A 16,752-nucleotide genomic window follows, 5' to 3' on the forward strand; every position below is an offset into this window, starting at 1 on the left:
CGATCATTCTGTAGCGTCGGTACTTCGCTTTGATCGAGCCCCAGGCTTGAGAGCGGCGTACCGCCAGTTTGACCTCAACCGGAGATGGATATGACCGCGGAAACCGCTGTCCCTGCCTCGCAAGCCCCCAAGAAAAGCAAAATCCCGATCGGCTTGGTGGCCGGCTTCCTCGTCATGATCGGCGTGCTGATGTTGCCATTGCCTGCCGATCTGCCGGTCGCCGGCCATCGCATGCTGGCCATCCTGGCGTTCGCGGTGGTGGTATGGATCACGGAAGCCGTGTCCTACGAAGCCAGCGCGATCATGATCACGACGTTGATGGCCTTCCTGCTGGGCACCGCGCCCACCGTCAAGGACCCTCAGGTCGTCTATGGCACATCGGCCGCCATCAGCATGGCGCTGACAGGCTTCTCCAACTCGGCGCTGGCGCTGGTGACCGGGGCGCTGTTCATCGCCGCGGCCATGACCTTCACCGGGCTGGACCGGCGCATCGCGCTGGTGACGCTGTCCAAGGTCGGCACCAGCACGCGCCGCATCCTGATCGGATGTATCGCCGTGACCATCGTGCTGAGCCTGGTGGTGCCCAGCGCCACCGCCCGCAGCGCCGCCGTGGTGCCCATCATGATGGGCGTGATCGCGGCCTTCGGCGTGGACCGGCGCTCGAACATCGCCGCCGGCATCATGATCATCGTGGCGCAGGCCACCAGCATCTGGAACGTCGGCATCCAGACCGCCGCCGCCCAGAACCTGCTGACCGTCGGTTTCATGGAGAAGATGCTGGGCCAGCGCGTGGCCTGGTCGGACTGGCTGATCGCCGGCGCGCCCTGGTCGCTGATCATGTCAGCCGTGCTGATCGTCATCGTGCTCAAGCTGCTGCCGCCGGAAAGCGACAGCATCGCCGGAGGCAAGGAAGCCGTCGAGAAATCGCTGCTCGAACTCGGCCCCATGACCGGCGCGCAGAAGCGCCTGATGGCCGTGTCCGTCATGCTGCTGCTGTTCTGGTCCACCGAAGGCAAGCTGCACAAGTTCGACACCACCTCCACCACCTACTTCGGCCTGGTCCTGCTGCTGCTGCCGCGCTTTGGCGTGATGACCTGGAAAGACGTGCAATCGCGCATTCCATGGGGCACCGTGATCGTGTTCGGCGTCGGCATCAGCCTGGGCACCGCGTTGCTGACCACGCAGGCCGGCCAATGGCTGGGCAACCAGGTGGTGGCGCACACCGGCCTGGACCACCTCGGCCCGCTCGCCATCTTCGCGATCCTGGCCGCCTTCCTGATCATCATCCACCTGGGCTTTGCCAGCGCCACCGCGCTGACCTCGGCCATGCTGCCGATCCTGATCTCGGTGCTGGCCACGCTGCCGGGCGACTTCAGCCGCCTGGGCATGACCATGCTGCTGGGTTTCGTGGTGAGCTACGGTTTCATCCTGCCGATCAACGCGCCGCAGAACATGGTGTGCCTGGGCACGGAAACCTTCAACGCCAAGCAGTTCGCCAAGGTCGGCATCCTGGTCACCATCATCGGCTACGCGCTGATGATGCTGATGGGCATGACCTACTGGCGTTGGCTCGGCTGGCTGTAAGGTCGCATCATGAAGATCTCCATCGCCCAAGCCAATGAATACGGCCGCCGCGTGCTGATGGCGCAAGGCGTGCCGGAAGACATCGCCCGCGACGTGGCCGAGCACCTGGTCGAGTCCGACCGGGTCGGCTACACCAGCCACGGCCTGTCGATCCTGACCAACTACCGCCGGGTGCTGAGCGAAGGCCTGGCGCAGGCCGACGGCCGTCCCGAGCTGCTCAATGACCGCGGCGCCATGCTGGCCTATGACGGCCACAACGGCCTGGGCCAGTACATCGGCAAGGTCGTGATCGAGAAGGCCATCGAGCGCACCCAGGCGCACGGCCAGTGCATCCTGACGCTACGCCGCAGCCACCACCTGGGCCGCATGGGCCACTATGGCGAGATGGTGGCGGCCAAGGGCCTGATCCTGCTGGCCTTCACCAACGTGGTCAACCGCTCGCCCACGGTGGCGCCGTTCGGCGGCGCACGCGCCTGCCTGACGACCAATCCGCTGTGCTTTGCCGGACCGCTGCCGGGTGGCCGCCCGCCGTTCATCGTCGACATGGCGACCAGCTCGATCGCGGTGAACAAGGCGCGCGTGCTGGCGGCCAAGGGCGAACAGGCGCCGCCGGGATCGCTGATCGACGCGCAAGGCAACCCGACCACGGACCCGGGCGCGCTGTTCACCGATCCGCCGGGCGCGCTGCTGCCGTTCGGCGGCCACAAGGGTTACGCGATGGGCCTGGTGGCCGAGCTGCTGGCGGGCGTGCTGTCCGGCGGCGGCACGATCCAGCCGGAACACCCGCGCAACGGGGTGGCCACGAACAACATGTTCGCGCTGCTGCTGGATCCGCAGGTGGACTTCAATACGGACTGGCGCTCGATGGAGGTGGGCGCGTTCATCGACTACCTGCATGCCTGCCCGCCGCAACCGGGCGTGGATAGGGTTCAGTACCCGGGCGAGTATGAAGCCCGCAATCGGGAGCTGAACGCGGATTCGCTGGAATTTGCGCCGCCCATCTGGGAGGGGTTGAAGAAGCTGGCCGCGGACGTTGGGGTGGCTGACGCGTTGCCTTGAGGGGTTTGTAGGTTGTTGGTATTTGCGGGCGGCTCAAGGGTTCTTGAGCCGCCCGTTGCGTTGGCGGGCTCATGTCGTCTTGGTTTCGCCATTGCAGGGACGAGCTGTGTACTTGGCGTTTTTGCCAACGGCTGGAATGGAGGAGAGGATCTTGCGAGGCCCGCCCAAAGCCGGCCGCGCGGGCGGCCTTTTGGGGCATACGCGATGAGGGGCGTCGAGAAATTGGCGCGCAGCGAACACCACCCCGACGCCTCACATCATGTATGACGTTGATGGCCGCCCGCGCGGCCGTCAACGGCGGGCGACGCAAGACTCTCTCCTTACCCCGCGCTGCAGCAGCGCCACATTTCTCGAAACCGGTAGCCCGGGACGGGTGGCGCACGGGTGGCCGCGCCGTCAGATGCGCCCGACGGAAACCGAAGGCAGCCGCCGTAGGCGGCAACGAGGTTGAGTAAGGGGAAGTCCGGAGCGAACGCTCCGGGCCGCAATCGTAGGCGCGCCCACCCGTGCGCCACCCGCACCGGGCGGCCTACGACGCAAAACGCTCAGCTTTTGACCGACCGATGCCGACTGATGCTCATCATGATCCCAAACGCGATCCCCATGGTGAACAAGGCTGTCCCCCCATAGCTCATGAACGGCAATGGCACGCCAACGACAGGCAGAATCCCCGTCACCATGCCCACATTCACGAACACGTAAATGAACAGCATCATCGTCAACGCCCCGGACAGCAACCGCCCGAACTGCGATGATGCGCGCGAAGCGATGGTCAGGCCGCGGGCCATCATCAGGCCGTACAGCACCAGGATGGCAATGCCGCCGTACAGGCCGAACTCCTCGGCGTAGACGGCGAAGATGAAGTCGGTCGTGCGTTCCGGAATGAAGTCCAGGTGGGTCTGGGTGCCCTTCATGTAGCCCTTGCCGTAGACACCGCCCGAACCGACGGCGATCATCGACTGGATCGTGTGGAAACCCTTGCCGAGCGGATCGGAACTGGGATTGAGCAGCGTGCAGACGCGGTGTTTCTGGTAATCGTGCAGCACCACCCAGTTGACATCCGGTTCGCACAACTGGTCTTCGTAATACACCAGCGTGCCGATGGCGATGATGCCGGCCAGCATGACCGGGACCAGCAGCTTGAATGACAGGCCGGCGAAGTAGATGACGAAGAAACCGGCGCCGAACACCAGCAGCGCGGTGCCCAGGTCGGGCTGCAGCACGATCAGGGCGAAGGGGGCCGCGAGCATCGCGGCGGCGGCCAGGAAGTCGCGGATCCGGACCGCGCCCTCGTGGCGCTGGAAGTACCAGGCCAGCATCATGGGCACCGCGATCTTCATCATCTCGGACGGCTGGATTCGCGTCACGCCCAGGTTGAGCCAGCGCGTCGCCCCCTTGCTGGTTTCGCCGAAGAACTCCACCCCCAGCAACAGCACCACGCCCACTACGTAAAACGGCAGGGCCAGCTTCATCAGCCACTTGGGCGGAATCAGCGCCATGGTCCACATGGCGAAGAAGGCGATGATGAAATTGCGCGACTGCTCGGCGAAGCGCCAGTCGGTGCCGCCCACCGCGGAATGCATGACGGTCAGGCCAAGCGCGGCGAACATCAGCAGAATCGCCAGCAGCGGCCAGTCGAAGGCCGTGAAGATGCGCAGCAGGATAAGGCCGAGACGCTTCATCGTTGGCGCACCACGTCGGAAGTTATGGTTTCGACCGAGGCCAGGGATGCGTTGCGGTCCGGCCCCGCGACCTTGTCCTGGCGCTCCTTGGCCAGCCAGTAGTCGAAGACCTTGCGCGCCACCGGCGCGGCCACGCTGGCGCCCCAGCCGGCGTTCTCGACGATCAGCGCGACCGCGATGCGGGGATGCTCGAGCGGCGCGAAGCCCATGAACAGCGCATGGTCGCGCAAGCGTTCGTCAATGGCGCTGGCGCGGTAATGGCCGCCACGCAGGCTGAACACCTGGGCCGTGCCGGTCTTGCCGGCGGCCTGGTACGGCGCGTTGGCGAAAGCGCGGCGCGCGGTGCCGACCCGCACGACATCGGCCATGGCGTTCTTGATGACATCGACGTTGGCCTGCTTGAGCGGGATGCGGTAGTCGGGCGCGGACTCGGAAGGTTTGGCCACGCCGGAGCGCGGATCGCGCACCGCATGCACCAGGTGCGGACGGCGGTAGAGGCCGTTGTTGGCCAGGGTCGAAGTGCCCTGCGCCAACTGCAACAGGGTGAACGCGTTGTAACCCTGGCCTACCGCCACCGAAATGGTCTCGCCAGCGTACCAGCGCTGGCGTTCCTTGTCCTTGTAAGCCGCGCGCTTCCATTCGGTGGACGGCAACACGCCGCGTTTCTCGCCTTCGAGATCGATGCCGGTGATCTGGCCGAAGCCGAACTGCTTGGTGAAATCGTGCAGCGCGTTCACGCCGATCTCGGGGCCAAGCGAATAGAAATACGTGTCCGACGACACCACGATGGCCTTGTGCATGTCGGTCATGCCATAGGCGGCCCCGCCGGCGTTGCGGAACTTCTGCCCGCCGAACTCGAAATAGCCCGGGTCGGAAATGCGGTCCGTGGCGCGGCGCTTGCCCAGTTCCAGCGCCGCCAGGCCGACGAAGGGCTTGTAGGTCGAGCCGATCGGATAGGTGCCGTAAAGCGGCCGGTTGATCAGCGGATGGTCCGGCGACTCGTTCAGCATGCGCCAGTTGTCCACGTCGATGCCGTCGACGAACAGGTTTGGGTCGAACGACGGCTGCGACACGAAGGCCAGAACCTCGCCGGTATCGGGATCGATCGCCACCAATGCGCCGCGCTGGCCTTCGAAGGCTTCCTCAGCCACTTTCTGCAGGCCCATGTCGATCGACAGCATGATGTCCGACCCGGGCACCGGATCGATGCGGCGCAGGGTGCGCATCGGCCGGCCACCAGCCGTCACTTCGACTTCTTCGAGGCCGGTGCGGCCATGCAGCGCCTCTTCCCAGGTCTTCTCGATGCCTTTCTTGCCGATGACGTCGGTGCCACGATAGTTGCCCAACTGCCCGCCGCGCTCGAGTTCCTCGATATCGCCTTCGGCGATGCGGCCGATATAGCCGACCACGTGGGCGGCGGACTGCCCTTGCGGGTACTCGCGCACCCAACGGGCGCGCAGCTCGACGCCGGGGAACTGGAAGGCGTGGGCGGCGAACCAGGCCGCCTCGGTATCGTTCAGATTGTTGCGCAGTTGCAGGCTGGCATAGCGGCTGGATTCGGCCGCGCGCCGCTTGAAGCGGCGCTGGTCTGCCGGGCTGATGTAGACCACCTGGGTCAGGCGCTCGAACAAGGCGTTCATGTTGCCGGCCTGGGCCGGCACCACTTCCAGCGTGTAGGTGCGGTAGTTGCGGGCCAGCACCTCACCGTTGCGATCCAGGATCTCGCCACGTCGCGGCGGAATCGGCACCACCGCGATGCGGTTGCGGTCGGCGCGCTCGGACAGGCCTTCGTAGCGGTCGACCTGCAAATACCAGAACCGCCCCACCAGCACGCCAAAGCAGGCCAGCGCGAAGATGCCGCCCACCCAGGCGCGCAAGCGGAAGCGCTGCTTCTGCTGCTGGCCGGTTTTCTTGAATTCGAACATGGGACGCGGCGCCGCCGTCAGGCGGAAGAAGATTCGGCGTCGTCGTCGGCGCGCTGCGGCAAGTGCAGCACCCAGCCCGCCAGCGGCCACAGGGCGGCCGTAATGGCCACGCTGATGCTCCAATCCCAGCCCGGCCATTTGCCGGCCAGCCAGGCATGGATGACCTGGGTCAGCAGCCGCGCGATGAGGAAGACCGGCAACATATGCATTGCCTGGCTCCAGAGATCGAAGCGTTGCAGGCGGCGATGCAGCACCACGGCGCCATAGGCGACCAAGGTATAGGACAGCGCGTGTTCGCCCAGCAGGCCGGCATCGTGCACGTCCATCAGCAAGCCGAAGCAGAACGCGGTGAACAGGCCGATGCGCCGCGGCTCATGCACGCACCAGAAGGCGATGATCAGGATCAGCACGTCGGGCGCGCCCTGCCACAGGCGCCACGGCAGCAGCGACACCAGCCACACCAGCAGGATGGTGCCCCAGACGAACACAGCGTGCGCCGGGCCCGACAGGCGCTCGGGCTGCACATTGCTGGGCGTGCCCAGCCGGCGGCGGGGTTGGCCGGAAGCTTGTTGGTTAGTCCGATCCACCGGAATCGACCTCCTGACGGTTGGACTCGGCACGTTCCACATCCACCTGAAGGACCAGGAAGTGGCGATAGCGTTCAGGGTGGGCCAGTGGCTCGCATATCGCGCGCGCGAAGCCGGATGCGGTATCGCGTTCGACCGAGGTCACCTTGGCCACCGGCAGGCCGGCCGGAAACAGGCCGCCGACACCACTGGTGACGATCGTATCGCCTTCCTTGATGTCGGCATTGGCGGCAAGGTAACGGACCTCCATCTTGCCGGGAGAGTTCCCGCCAAAGGCGATCAGCCGCAAGCCATTGCGCAGCAATTGCACCGGAATCGAAACCTGCTCGTCGGTGACCAGGGCGGCCTCGGCGGTCATCGGCGTCACCCGCACGATCTGGCCGACCACGCCGCCTTCGTCGATCACCGGCATGCCAGGCGCCAGGCCGGCCTTGCTGCCTTTGTTGAACACCAGCCGCTGGTTGAACGCGTTGGAGGGTTCGTACAGCACCTCGACCACCACCGCGGATTGCGCCACCGTGTCGGTCACGCCAAGCAGGCGGCGCAACTGGGCGTTTTCGGCAGCCAGTTGCGCGGCGTGCGTGGCCACTTGGGCCAGTTCGATGCGCTGGCGCTGCAGGGCTTCGTTTTCACTGCGGATGAGGTTGGCGGCATTGACCCACTCGTTGACCTGCTGGACCAGGTCGCGCGGCGCCATGACGGCGCGCTGGAAGGGATACAGCGCCACGGACATCGCCCGGCGCGCCGGTTCCAGCATGCGCCACTGCGAATCCATGATGATCAAAGCCAGTGCGAGGACAACCAGGATGACCAGCCGCACCTCTGCCGGAGGGCCGCGCCTGAATAGGGGAGGTGTCCCTTGTCGTTGCATGAATTTCAGCCCGGGCACCCGCGCCCGCTGCCCCCGCAGCGGCCGGAGCCGTGGAAAAGCGGGGCTCCGGGCTGGCGGGCGGGATTAGTCGTTGATGAAGATGGCGCCCAGTTTCTCAAGGTGTTCCAGCGCCTCGCCGCAACCACGCACGACGCAGGTCAGGGGATCATCGGCGACCACCACCGGCAGGCCGGTTTCTTCCTGCAGCAGGCGGTCGAGGTCGCGCAGCAGCGCGCCGCCACCGGTCAGGGCGATGCCCTTGTCGGTGATGTCGGCGCCCAGTTCGGGCGGCGTCTGCTCCAGGGCGATCTTGACGGCCGAGACGATCTGGTTGAGCGGGTCGGTCAGCGATTCCAGGATCTCGTTGGACGAGACCGTGAAGCTGCGCGGAACGCCCTCGGCCAGGTTGCGGCCCTTGACTTCGATTTCGCGGACTTCGGAACCCGGGAACGCCGAGCCGATTTCCTTCTTGATGAGTTCGGCGGTGGGTTCACCGATCAGCATGCCGTAATTGCGGCGGATGTAGTTGACGATTGCCTCGTCGAACTTGTCGCCGCCGACGCGCACCGAACCCTTGTAGACCATGCCGCCCAGCGAGATGACCGCCACTTCGGTGGTGCCGCCTCCGATGTCCACGACCATGGAGCCGCTGGCGTCCGAGACGGCCAGGCCGGCGCCGATGGCGGCTGCCATGGGTTCTTCGATCAGGAATACGTGGGACGCGCCGGCGCCGAGGGCCGATTCGCGGATGGCGCGGCGTTCGACCTGGGTGGACCCGCAGGGCACGCAGACGATGATGCGCGGGCTGGGCGCCAGCATATTGCGGGGGTGCACCATGCGGATGAACTGCTTGAGCATCTGCTCGGTGACCGTGAAGTCGGCGATGACGCCGTCCTTCATGGGCCGGATGGCCTCGATGTTGCCGGGAACGCGGCCGAGCATCTGCTTGGCTTCGTGGCCGACGGCCTGGATGATCTTCTTGCCGTGAGGCCCGCCTTCATGACGGATAGCGACCACGGAGGGCTCATCGAGCACGATGCCCTTGCCGCGGACGTAGATCAGCGTATTGGCGGTACCGAGGTCGATCGCCATATCGCTGGAAAAATAACTGCGCAGGAATCCGAACATGGGAGCTCAGCTAAATTCTGGGGGGAATTGGGGTCATGCCGCGGGGCGTACGACCCAGGAAAGCCAGGGTGCGCCTGTCATCACGGCGATTAAACCGTGAATCATAACTTATAATTTCCCAGGAAATAGCGCATAAATGCAGGCTATTCAAGCTTTGTAACGGGTTTGGCATGTGCATACTGCCCAGTCCCGCCCCGCGGCCTCCGCTTCTCGATATTCGCACTCCCCATGGCGCTCAATGACACAGATGTGGCCCGCATTGCCAGGCTGGCCAGAATCGAACTGACCCCGGACCAGCGCGCCCACGCGCAGGCCGAACTCAACGGCATCCTCCACCTGATCGAACGGCTGCAGGCCGTTGACACCCAGGGCGTCGAACCCCTGGCCCACCCGCTGTCGGCCCACGAGGACATCGTGCTGCGCCTGCGCCAGGACGCCGTCACCGAAACCGCTTCGGAGGCTCGCCGCGCCGAACTGCTGGCCAACGCCCCCGACGCCCAGGACGGCCTTTTCCTGGTCCCCAAGGTTCTCGACTAAGCCATGACCCAACCCGCCCTGCATACCCAATTCGAGGGGATCGCCGCCCTGCGCGCGGCCCTCGCCCAACGCCAGGTCAGCGCCGTCGAACTGGCGCAAAGCTCGCTGGCGGCCGCCGAGGCGGCCAGCGGCCTGAACGCCTTCTTACATATTGACGCCGAATTGACGCTGGCCCAGGCCCGCGCCGCCGATGCCGCGCTGGCCGCCGACAATGCCGGTCCGCTGGCCGGCGTGCCCATCGCCCACAAGGACGCCTTCGTCACGCGCGGCTGGCGCACCACCGCCGGCAGCAAGATGCTGGACGGCTACGTCAGCCCGTTCGATGCCACCGTGGTCGAGCGCCTGCAGGCCGCCGGCGCCGTGTCGCTGGGCAAGCTCAATTGCGACGAATTCGCCATGGGTTCGGGCAACGAGAACTCGGCCTACGGCGCGGTCCGCAACCCCTGGGATCCGGCCGCCGTGCCCGGCGGCTCGTCGGGCGGTTCGGCCGCGGCCGTCGCCGCCCGCCTGGTGGCCGCCGCCACCGGCACCGACACCGGCGGCTCCGTGCGTCAGCCCGCCGCGCTGTGCGGCGTCAGCGGCATCAAGCCGACCTACGGCACCGTGTCGCGCTACGGCATGGTCGCCTTCGGCTCCAGCCTGGACCAGGCCGGCCCCCTGGCCCCCAGCAGCCGCGACCTGCTTGAACTGCTGGATGTCATCAGCGGCTTCGATCCGCGCGACGCCACCAGCCTGGAGAAATGCGATGCCGCCGCCAACGAGCCGGGCCGCGTGCGGCGCGATTTCGATGCCGCGCAAGGCAAATTCGACGCCGCCGGCAGCCAGCCCCTGAAGGGCCTGCGCATCGGCGTGCCCGAGGAATACTTCGGCGCCGGCCTGGCGCCGGATGTGGCCGCCGCGGTCCAGGCCGCCCTGGAACAGTTCGAGGCCCTGGGCGCGGTGCGCGTGCCGGTGTCGCTGCCGCGCACCGAGCTGGCCATCCCCGCCTACTACGTCATCGCCCCCGCCGAAGCCTCCAGCAACCTGGCGCGCTACGACGGCGTGCGCTACGGCCACCGCGCCAAGCAGTACGGCGACCTGAACGAGATGATCAGCCGCTCGCGCGCCGAAGGCTTCGGCGACGAGGTCAAGCGCCGCATCCTGATCGGCACCTACGTGCTGTCGCATGGCTATTACGACGCCTATTACCTGCAGGCCCAGCGCCTGCGCCGCATGATCGCCCAGGACTTCCAGCGTGCCTTCGCCGACCAGTGCGACGTCATCATGGGCCCGGTGACCCCCACGGTCGCCAAGAACATCGGCGACAACCGCGACGATCCCACCGCCGACTGGCTGGCCGACGTCTACACGCTGGGCGTCAGTCTGGCAGGCCTGCCGGCCATGTCGATCCCTTGCGGTTTCGGCACCGGCGCCGGCGCCAAGCGCCCCGTCGGCCTGCAGATCATCGGCAATTACTTCGACGAAGGCCGCCTCCTGGCCATCGCCGACCGCTACCAACAAGTCACGACGTGGCACAAGGCCACGCCGGCCCAGCAGGACGCCTAAGCATGAACTGGGAAATCGTCATCGGCCTGGAAACGCACACCCAGCTTTCCACCGACTCCAAGATCTTTTCGGGCAGCAGCACCGAATTTGGCGCCGCGCCCAACACCCACGCCAACGAGGTCGACCTGGCCCTGCCGGGCAGCTTGCCGGTCATGAACCGCGGCGCCGCCGAACGCGCCATCCGCTTCGGCCTGGCGGTCGGCGCCGAGATCGCGCCGCGCTCGGTGTTCGCTCGCAAGAACTACTTCTACCCGGACCTGCCCAAGGGCTACCAGATCAGCCAGTACGAGCTGCCGGTGGTGGTGGGCGGTTCGCTGTCGTTCTTCGTCGGCGAGGAAGAAAAGACCGTCAACCTGACGCGCGCGCACCTGGAAGAAGACGCGGGCAAATCCTCGCACGACAATTTCACCCTGGCCAACGGCTCGCCGGCCAGCGGCATCGACCTGAACCGCGCCGGCACGCCGTTGCTGGAAATCGTCACGGAACCGGAAATGCGCTCGGCCGCCGAGGCCGTGGCCTACGCCCGTGCCCTGCACAGCCTGGTGGTGTGGCTCGGCATCTGCGACGGCAATATGCAGGAAGGCTCGTTCCGCTGCGACGCCAACGTCTCCGTGCGCCCGGTCGGCCAAAAGGAATTCGGCACCCGCACCGAGATCAAGAACGTCAACTCGTTCCGCTTCCTGGAACGCGCCATCACCTATGAAGCGCGGCGCCAGATCGAGCTGATCGAGGACGGCGGCACCGTGGTCCAGGAAACCCGCCTGTACGACGCCGACCACGACGTAACCCGCAGCATGCGCAGCAAGGAAGACGCGCACGACTACCGCTACTTCCCCGATCCCGACCTGCCCACGCTGGTGATCTCGCGCGAATGGGTCGACGAGGTCCGCGCCGCCATGCCCGAGCTGCCGGCCGCCCAGCGCGCCCGCTTCGAATCCGAGTACGGCCTGCCGGCCTACGACGCCGCGCAACTGACCGTCAGCCGCGACCTGGCCGCCTACTTCGAAGCCGTGGCGCACGCGCTGCCGGCCGGTCAGGCCAAGCTGGCCGCCAACTGGATCATGGGCGAAGTGGCCGCCACCCTGAACAAGGAAGAAAAGGCCATCGCCGACGCGCCGGTGCAGGCGCCGGCCCTGGCCGCGCTGATCAACCGCATCATCGACGGCACCATCTCCAACAAGATCGCGCGCGAAGTGTTCGGCGCCATGTGGGCCGGCGAGAACGGCGGCCAGCCCGACGCCATCATCGAAGCCCGCGGCCTCAAGCAGATCAGTGACACCGGCGCCATCGGCGCCATGATCGACGAGGTGCTGGTGGCCAATCCGGCCATCGTCGAGGAGTACCGCGCCGGCAAGCAGAAGGCGTTCAACTCGCTGGTCGGCCAGATCATGAAGGCCGCGCGCGGCAAGGCCAACCCGCAGCAGGTCAACGACCTGCTCAAGCAGAAGCTGGGTAGCTGATCCCCGCGCCGGCCCGTCATCACGAGGACCGGCGCAGTATCAGACCGAACCGAAGGCCGCGGCATCTTGCCGCGGCTTTTTGTTTGGCCAAGAATGGTTCGGTCGATTTCGCGCCGGAGACTTGGCCATGAACTACATCGAGATCAGCAGCAACGACCTGTTGCACCGCTTCGCCGACTACCTGCAGGCTGTCAGCAACGGGCAGCATTTCATCATCGCCGTCGATGGCGTGCGTCGCGCCAGGCTTACCCCCGTCCTGCCCGAGACGTCCCTGGACGCCCACGACGCCCTGGAGGCCATGAAGCGGCTGACCACGGCAGCACCGGTTTCCCACGAGATGATTCGCTCGTGGATCGAGGAAGGCCGTGAATGAACACCATCCATTTGGTGCCTGATGCGTCAGTTGCACTCGCGTGGCTGCTGGAACGCGTTGACCTCCACGAATCCCTGCTTGCCCAACACCTGCTGGAAGTCGCGCACGGCTCGCACAACACCGTGCCGCACATCTGGCGCGTGGAAGTCGCGAACGGCGTCTTGCGCGCCGAACGCAGCCAACGCATTTCGGAACGCCAAGTCGCCGCATTCAATCAACTTCTCGACAGCCTGCCCATTTCCCCCGACTCGTACGATCCGGCTACCAGTATCTTGCGCACCTGCCAGCTCGCACGGGCCCATGGGCTGACCGCCTACGACGCCAGCTATCTCGAACTGTCCATGCGGCATCGGGCCTGCCTGGCCACCTTTGACCGCAAGCTGGCGGATGCGGCACGAGCGAGCGGCGTCACCGTGTTCGGGCAGCCCCACGGCGTTGCGGAACCCACCGCGCGCTATCTGCCTAGATGACAAAAGGCGGCCCATGGCCGCCTTTTTTTGCCGCAACCGGCTAGCCGGGTCTACGGTTTACTTCACCCCGTACTTCGCCCGGTATGCCTGCACCGCCTCGCGGTGCTCGGCGAACGCGGCGTCGTCCTGCAGCAGCGCCATGATGTCGGCCAGCGAGGCAATCGCCACCACCGGGATGCCGTAGGTCTTGGCCACGTCCTGCACCGCCGAGTGCGCGGACAGCGCGTCGTCGGCGCCCGCGCGTTCCATGCGGTCCATGGCGATCAGCACGGCGGCCGGCTCGGCGCCGGCGTTGCGGATGATCTCCACCGACTCACGCACCGAGGTGCCCGCGGTGATCACGTCGTCGATGATGACGACCTTGCCCTTTAGGGGCGCGCCCACCAGCGTGCCGCCCTCGCCATGATCCTTGGCTTCCTTGCGGTTGTAGGCGAACGGCACGTCGCTGCGACCCTGCATGGCCGGATGATTAGCCAGCGCGACCGCGGTGGCGGTAGCCAGGGGGATGCCCTTGTAGGCCGGGCCGAACAACATGTCGAAGGCCACGCCCGAATCCAGCAGCGCCTGGGCATAGAAGCTCGCCAGCTTGCCGACCGATGCCCCACTGTTGAACAGGCCCGCGTTGAAGAAATAGGGACTGATGCGGCCGGACTTCACCTTGAAGCTGCCGAAGCGCAGCACGCCTTCGTTCAGGGCGAAGCGGACGAAATCGAGCGAAGTGGCGGAGGCGGTGTGGGCGGCAGACATGCGAGCGGGATCCGGGAGGTGGCAAACCCCGGCATTTTATCCGCTGTCGAGGCCATTCCAGGACAACATCGATGAGTCGGTTAAATTCCTGGCATGGTTCCGGCCGTTCCTGGCCGCTCTACAGGAGTCCCGCTTTGCTGCGCATCACGTCGATCAACCTCAATGGCATCCGGTCCGCCTTCCGCAAAGGCCTGCAACCCTGGATGGAAAAGCACGCCGCCGACGTGCTATGCCTGCAGGAAATCAAGATCTCGGACAGCGACCTGACCGACGAATTGCGCCATCCGCCGGGTTATACCGGCCACTTCCACCACGCCGAGAAGAAGGGCTACAGCGGCGTCGGCATCTACCTGCGCGACGCGGCCGAGCGCGTCAGCATCGGCCTGGGCTGCGAGGAATTCGATCCCGAGGGCCGCGTCATCCGCGCCGACTGGAAGAACCTGTCCGTCATCAGCGCCTACCTGCCCTCGGGCTCCAGCGGGGACGAGCGCCAGCAGGCCAAGTACCGCTTCCTGGACCGCTTCGGCCCTTGGATCGACGAGCTGATGCACGAACACAAGAAGACCGGCCGCGAATTCGTCATCTGCGGCGACTGGAACATCGCCCACAAGGAAATCGACCTCAAGAACTGGAAGGGCAACCTGAAGAACTCCGGTTTCCTGCCCGAGGAGCGCGCCTGGCTGACCGACGTGTTCGACAAGCGCGGCTTCGTGGACGTGTTCCGTGCCATCGACGACCGCCCCGACCAATACACCTGGTGGAGCAACCGCGGCCAGGCCTGGGCCAAGAACGTCGGGTGGCGCATCGACTACCAGATCGCCACGCCGGGCATCGCCGCCCGCGCCCGCAGCGTCGCCATCTACAAGGACGAACGCTTTTCCGACCACGCGCCGCTGACCATCGACTACGACGCGACGCTCTGAAGACGCGGGCGGCGGGAACTGGATTCCGCCGCCCGAGCATGATCCTGACCAAAATATAATTAGGGACACATAAAGCGGAACTGACCTCGCAAGATGAGGACCATTTCCCGCCAAAAGGCTGGATTCCCCTATGAGGCGGCGATCCCGCATCGCCTCCGAGATTCCAATAATATTGGGGACATATTAATTTTCCCTGTGAATTCAATGCCTCATGGCTTCTCCTATGAAGTCTCTGGTTCTCCACCCATCCGTCAAAGCTAAATACGTCCCCAATAAGATTGGAAAAAAGTGCTTTGATATCAAGACGATGGCGTGCTTTCCGGCTTTGCGCAGGGCAACAAATTAGCCCTACAATCCCGCACCATGCCGGTGCAGATCGCACCAAAACGGATACATCGCGCCCCAAAACGGCGCGTCCCCGCACTCATTCGAAGCACCCCCAAGGAGATCATGTTGAAAGTGCAGCGTCTGGACGACTTCCTGCGTAGCGTCGCCGTGCGCGATCCGCAGCAACCGGAATTCATGCAAGCCGTCCAGGAGGTGATGCTGAGCCTGTGGCCTTTCATCGAAAAACACCCGCACTACGCTGACCACGCCCTGCTAGAGCGCCTGGTGGAGCCGGAACGCGTGATCCAGTTCCGCGTGTGCTGGACCGACGACAAGGGCCAGGCGCAGGTCAACCGCGCTTTCCGCATCCAGCACAGTTCGGCCATCGGGCCCTTCAAGGGCGGCATGCGTTTCCACCCCTCGGTGAACCTGTCGATCCTGAAGTTCCTGGCGTTCGAACAGACGCTGAAGAACTCGCTGACCACGCTGCCCATGGGCGGCGGCAAGGGCGGTTCCGACTTCGACCCCAAGGGCAAGTCCGACGCCGAAGTCATGCGTTTCTGCCAGGCCCTGATGATCGAGCTGTACCGCCATCTGGGCCCGGACACCGACGTGCCGGCCGGCGATATCGGCGTGGGCGCGCGTGAAGTCGGCTTCATGGCCGGCATGATGAAGAAGCTGTCGAACTCCACCGCCAGCGTCTTCACCGGCAAGGGCCTGACCTTCGGCGGCAGCCTGATCCGCCCCGAAGCCACCGGCTACGGCACCGTCTACTTCGCCGAGGAAATGCTCAAGCGCGTCGGCAAGTCGTTCGACGGCCTGCGCGTGTCCGTCTCGGGCTCGGGCAACGTGGCCCAGTACGCCATCGAGAAGGCCATGGCGCTGGGCGCCAAGGTCGTGACCGTGTCCGACTCGAACGGCACGGTGGTCGACGAAGCCGGCTTCAACCACGAGAAGCTGGTGGCGCTGATGCACATCAAGAACGACCTGCGCGGCCGCCTGGACGCCTACGCGCGCCAGTTCGGCCTGGTCTACGAACCCGGCAAGCGCCCCTGGCACGTGCCGGTGGACGTGGCCCTGCCCTGCGCCACCCAGAACGAACTGGAACTGGCCGACGCCGAAACGCTGATCAAGAACGGCGTGCAATGCGTGGCCGAAGGCGCCAACATGCCCGCCACCCTGGAAGCCGCCAAGGCCTTCATCGCCGCCCGCGTGTTGTACGCCCCGGGCAAGGCCAGCAACGCCGGCGGCGTGGCCGTGTCGGGCCTGGAAATGGCCCAGAACTCCGCCCGCCTGTCATGGACCCGCGAGGAGGTCGACACGCGCTTGCACGCCATCATGCGCGACATCCACGAAAACTGCGTGCGCCACGGCCACAGCGAGCGCGAATACGTGAACTACCTGGACGGCGCCAACATCGCCGGCTTCGTCAAGGTTGCGGACGCGATGCGCCAGCAGGGCCTGTACTGATCGACAGGCCGGCGCCCCGGGCGCCAGCGCGCAGCGACAGAAAAGGCGGCAGGCTCGAACAGCC

Annotated in this window: 15 protein-coding genes; 9 read left to right on the plus strand and 6 right to left on the minus strand. The window is 65.7% G+C overall.

The features are described 5' to 3' along the window. Window positions 1-90 precede the first annotated feature (90 nt). On the plus strand, window positions 91-1,584 hold the full coding sequence (locus tag AC6LKG_RS03180) for a DASS family sodium-coupled anion symporter (protein ID WP_498162656.1): 1,494 nt from the start codon (window positions 91-93) through the stop codon (window positions 1,582-1,584). A gap of 9 nt (window positions 1,585-1,593) precedes the next feature. Further along, window positions 1,594-2,643, plus strand: a complete 1,050-nt coding sequence (locus AC6LKG_RS03185) for an Ldh family oxidoreductase (RefSeq protein WP_498162658.1) — start codon at window positions 1,594-1,596, stop codon at window positions 2,641-2,643. Between the two features lie 545 nt (window positions 2,644-3,188). Here the strand turns inward: AC6LKG_RS03185 and rodA are convergent. The 5 genes from rodA to AC6LKG_RS03210 all read right to left on the minus strand — a co-directional run bounded on the left by rodA (window position 3,189) and on the right by AC6LKG_RS03210 (window position 8,836). After that, window positions 3,189-4,325 carry a rod shape-determining protein RodA gene (gene rodA / locus AC6LKG_RS03190; RefSeq protein WP_498162660.1) on the minus strand — a complete coding sequence of 379 codons (1,137 nt, stop codon included), beginning with the start codon at window positions 4,323-4,325 and terminating at the stop codon, window positions 3,189-3,191. Then, on the minus strand, window positions 4,322-6,250 hold the full coding sequence (gene mrdA / locus AC6LKG_RS03195) for a penicillin-binding protein 2 (protein ID WP_498162662.1): 1,929 nt from the start codon (window positions 6,248-6,250) through the stop codon (window positions 4,322-4,324). The genes rodA and mrdA overlap by 4 nt, the downstream gene beginning before the upstream one ends. A gap of 17 nt (window positions 6,251-6,267) precedes the next feature. After that, complete coding sequence (mreD, locus tag AC6LKG_RS03200; protein WP_498162663.1) at window positions 6,268-6,837, minus strand: rod shape-determining protein MreD; 570 nt, start codon at window positions 6,835-6,837, stop codon at window positions 6,268-6,270. Continuing rightward, window positions 6,824-7,708 (minus strand): rod shape-determining protein MreC, encoded by an 885-nt coding sequence (gene mreC, locus AC6LKG_RS03205; protein WP_498162665.1) that lies wholly within the window; start codon window positions 7,706-7,708, stop codon window positions 6,824-6,826. Before mreC ends, mreD begins: the two co-directional genes overlap by 14 nt. 84 nt (window positions 7,709-7,792) lie before the next feature. Further along, window positions 7,793-8,836 carry a rod shape-determining protein gene (locus tag AC6LKG_RS03210; RefSeq protein ID WP_006216320.1) on the minus strand — a complete coding sequence of 348 codons (1,044 nt, stop codon included), beginning with the start codon at window positions 8,834-8,836 and terminating at the stop codon, window positions 7,793-7,795. Window positions 8,837-9,064: 228 nt separating this feature from the next. Here AC6LKG_RS03210 and gatC point away from each other — a divergent pair, with 228 nt between their 5' ends. The 5 genes from gatC (at window position 9,065) to AC6LKG_RS03235 (ending at window position 13,221) form a co-directional block, all read left to right on the plus strand. Further along, window positions 9,065-9,373 (plus strand): Asp-tRNA(Asn)/Glu-tRNA(Gln) amidotransferase subunit GatC, encoded by a 309-nt coding sequence (gene gatC, locus AC6LKG_RS03215; RefSeq protein WP_175135054.1) that lies wholly within the window; start codon window positions 9,065-9,067, stop codon window positions 9,371-9,373. Between the two features lie 3 nt (window positions 9,374-9,376). Next, window positions 9,377-10,918 (plus strand): Asp-tRNA(Asn)/Glu-tRNA(Gln) amidotransferase subunit GatA, encoded by a 1,542-nt coding sequence (gatA, locus tag AC6LKG_RS03220; RefSeq protein ID WP_498162667.1) that lies wholly within the window; start codon window positions 9,377-9,379, stop codon window positions 10,916-10,918. 2 nt (window positions 10,919-10,920) lie between these two features. Further along, window positions 10,921-12,378: an Asp-tRNA(Asn)/Glu-tRNA(Gln) amidotransferase subunit GatB gene (gene gatB, locus AC6LKG_RS03225; protein ID WP_498162668.1), complete on the plus strand. Its 1,458-nt coding sequence runs from the start codon at window positions 10,921-10,923 to the stop codon at window positions 12,376-12,378. Between the two features lie 127 nt (window positions 12,379-12,505). Then, window positions 12,506-12,751 (plus strand): hypothetical protein, encoded by a 246-nt coding sequence (locus tag AC6LKG_RS03230; protein ID WP_049076933.1) that lies wholly within the window; start codon window positions 12,506-12,508, stop codon window positions 12,749-12,751. Beyond that, entirely contained in the window at window positions 12,748-13,221 is a 474-nt protein-coding gene (locus AC6LKG_RS03235; protein WP_498162670.1) for a type II toxin-antitoxin system VapC family toxin, read from the plus strand. Before AC6LKG_RS03230 ends, AC6LKG_RS03235 begins: the two co-directional genes overlap by 4 nt. Window positions 13,222-13,278: 57 nt before the next feature. On the opposite strand, the gene pyrE is transcribed toward AC6LKG_RS03235, so the two are convergent. Then, a complete protein-coding gene (pyrE, locus tag AC6LKG_RS03240) occupies window positions 13,279-13,968 on the minus strand; it encodes an orotate phosphoribosyltransferase (protein ID WP_498162671.1) in 690 nt (229 codons plus the stop codon). Between the two features lie 134 nt (window positions 13,969-14,102). On the opposite strand from pyrE, the gene AC6LKG_RS03245 reads away from it, so the two are divergent. Continuing rightward, window positions 14,103-14,891, plus strand: coding sequence for an exodeoxyribonuclease III (locus tag AC6LKG_RS03245; RefSeq protein ID WP_498162673.1), 789 nt, complete (start codon window positions 14,103-14,105; stop codon window positions 14,889-14,891). 450 nt (window positions 14,892-15,341) lie between these two features. Then, window positions 15,342-16,688 (plus strand): NADP-specific glutamate dehydrogenase, encoded by a 1,347-nt coding sequence (gdhA, locus tag AC6LKG_RS03250; RefSeq protein ID WP_498162674.1) that lies wholly within the window; start codon window positions 15,342-15,344, stop codon window positions 16,686-16,688. The last annotated feature ends 64 nt before the right edge of the window (window positions 16,689-16,752 follow it).

The sequence above is a fragment of the Achromobacter sp. 46006 genome (assembly GCF_059761975.1).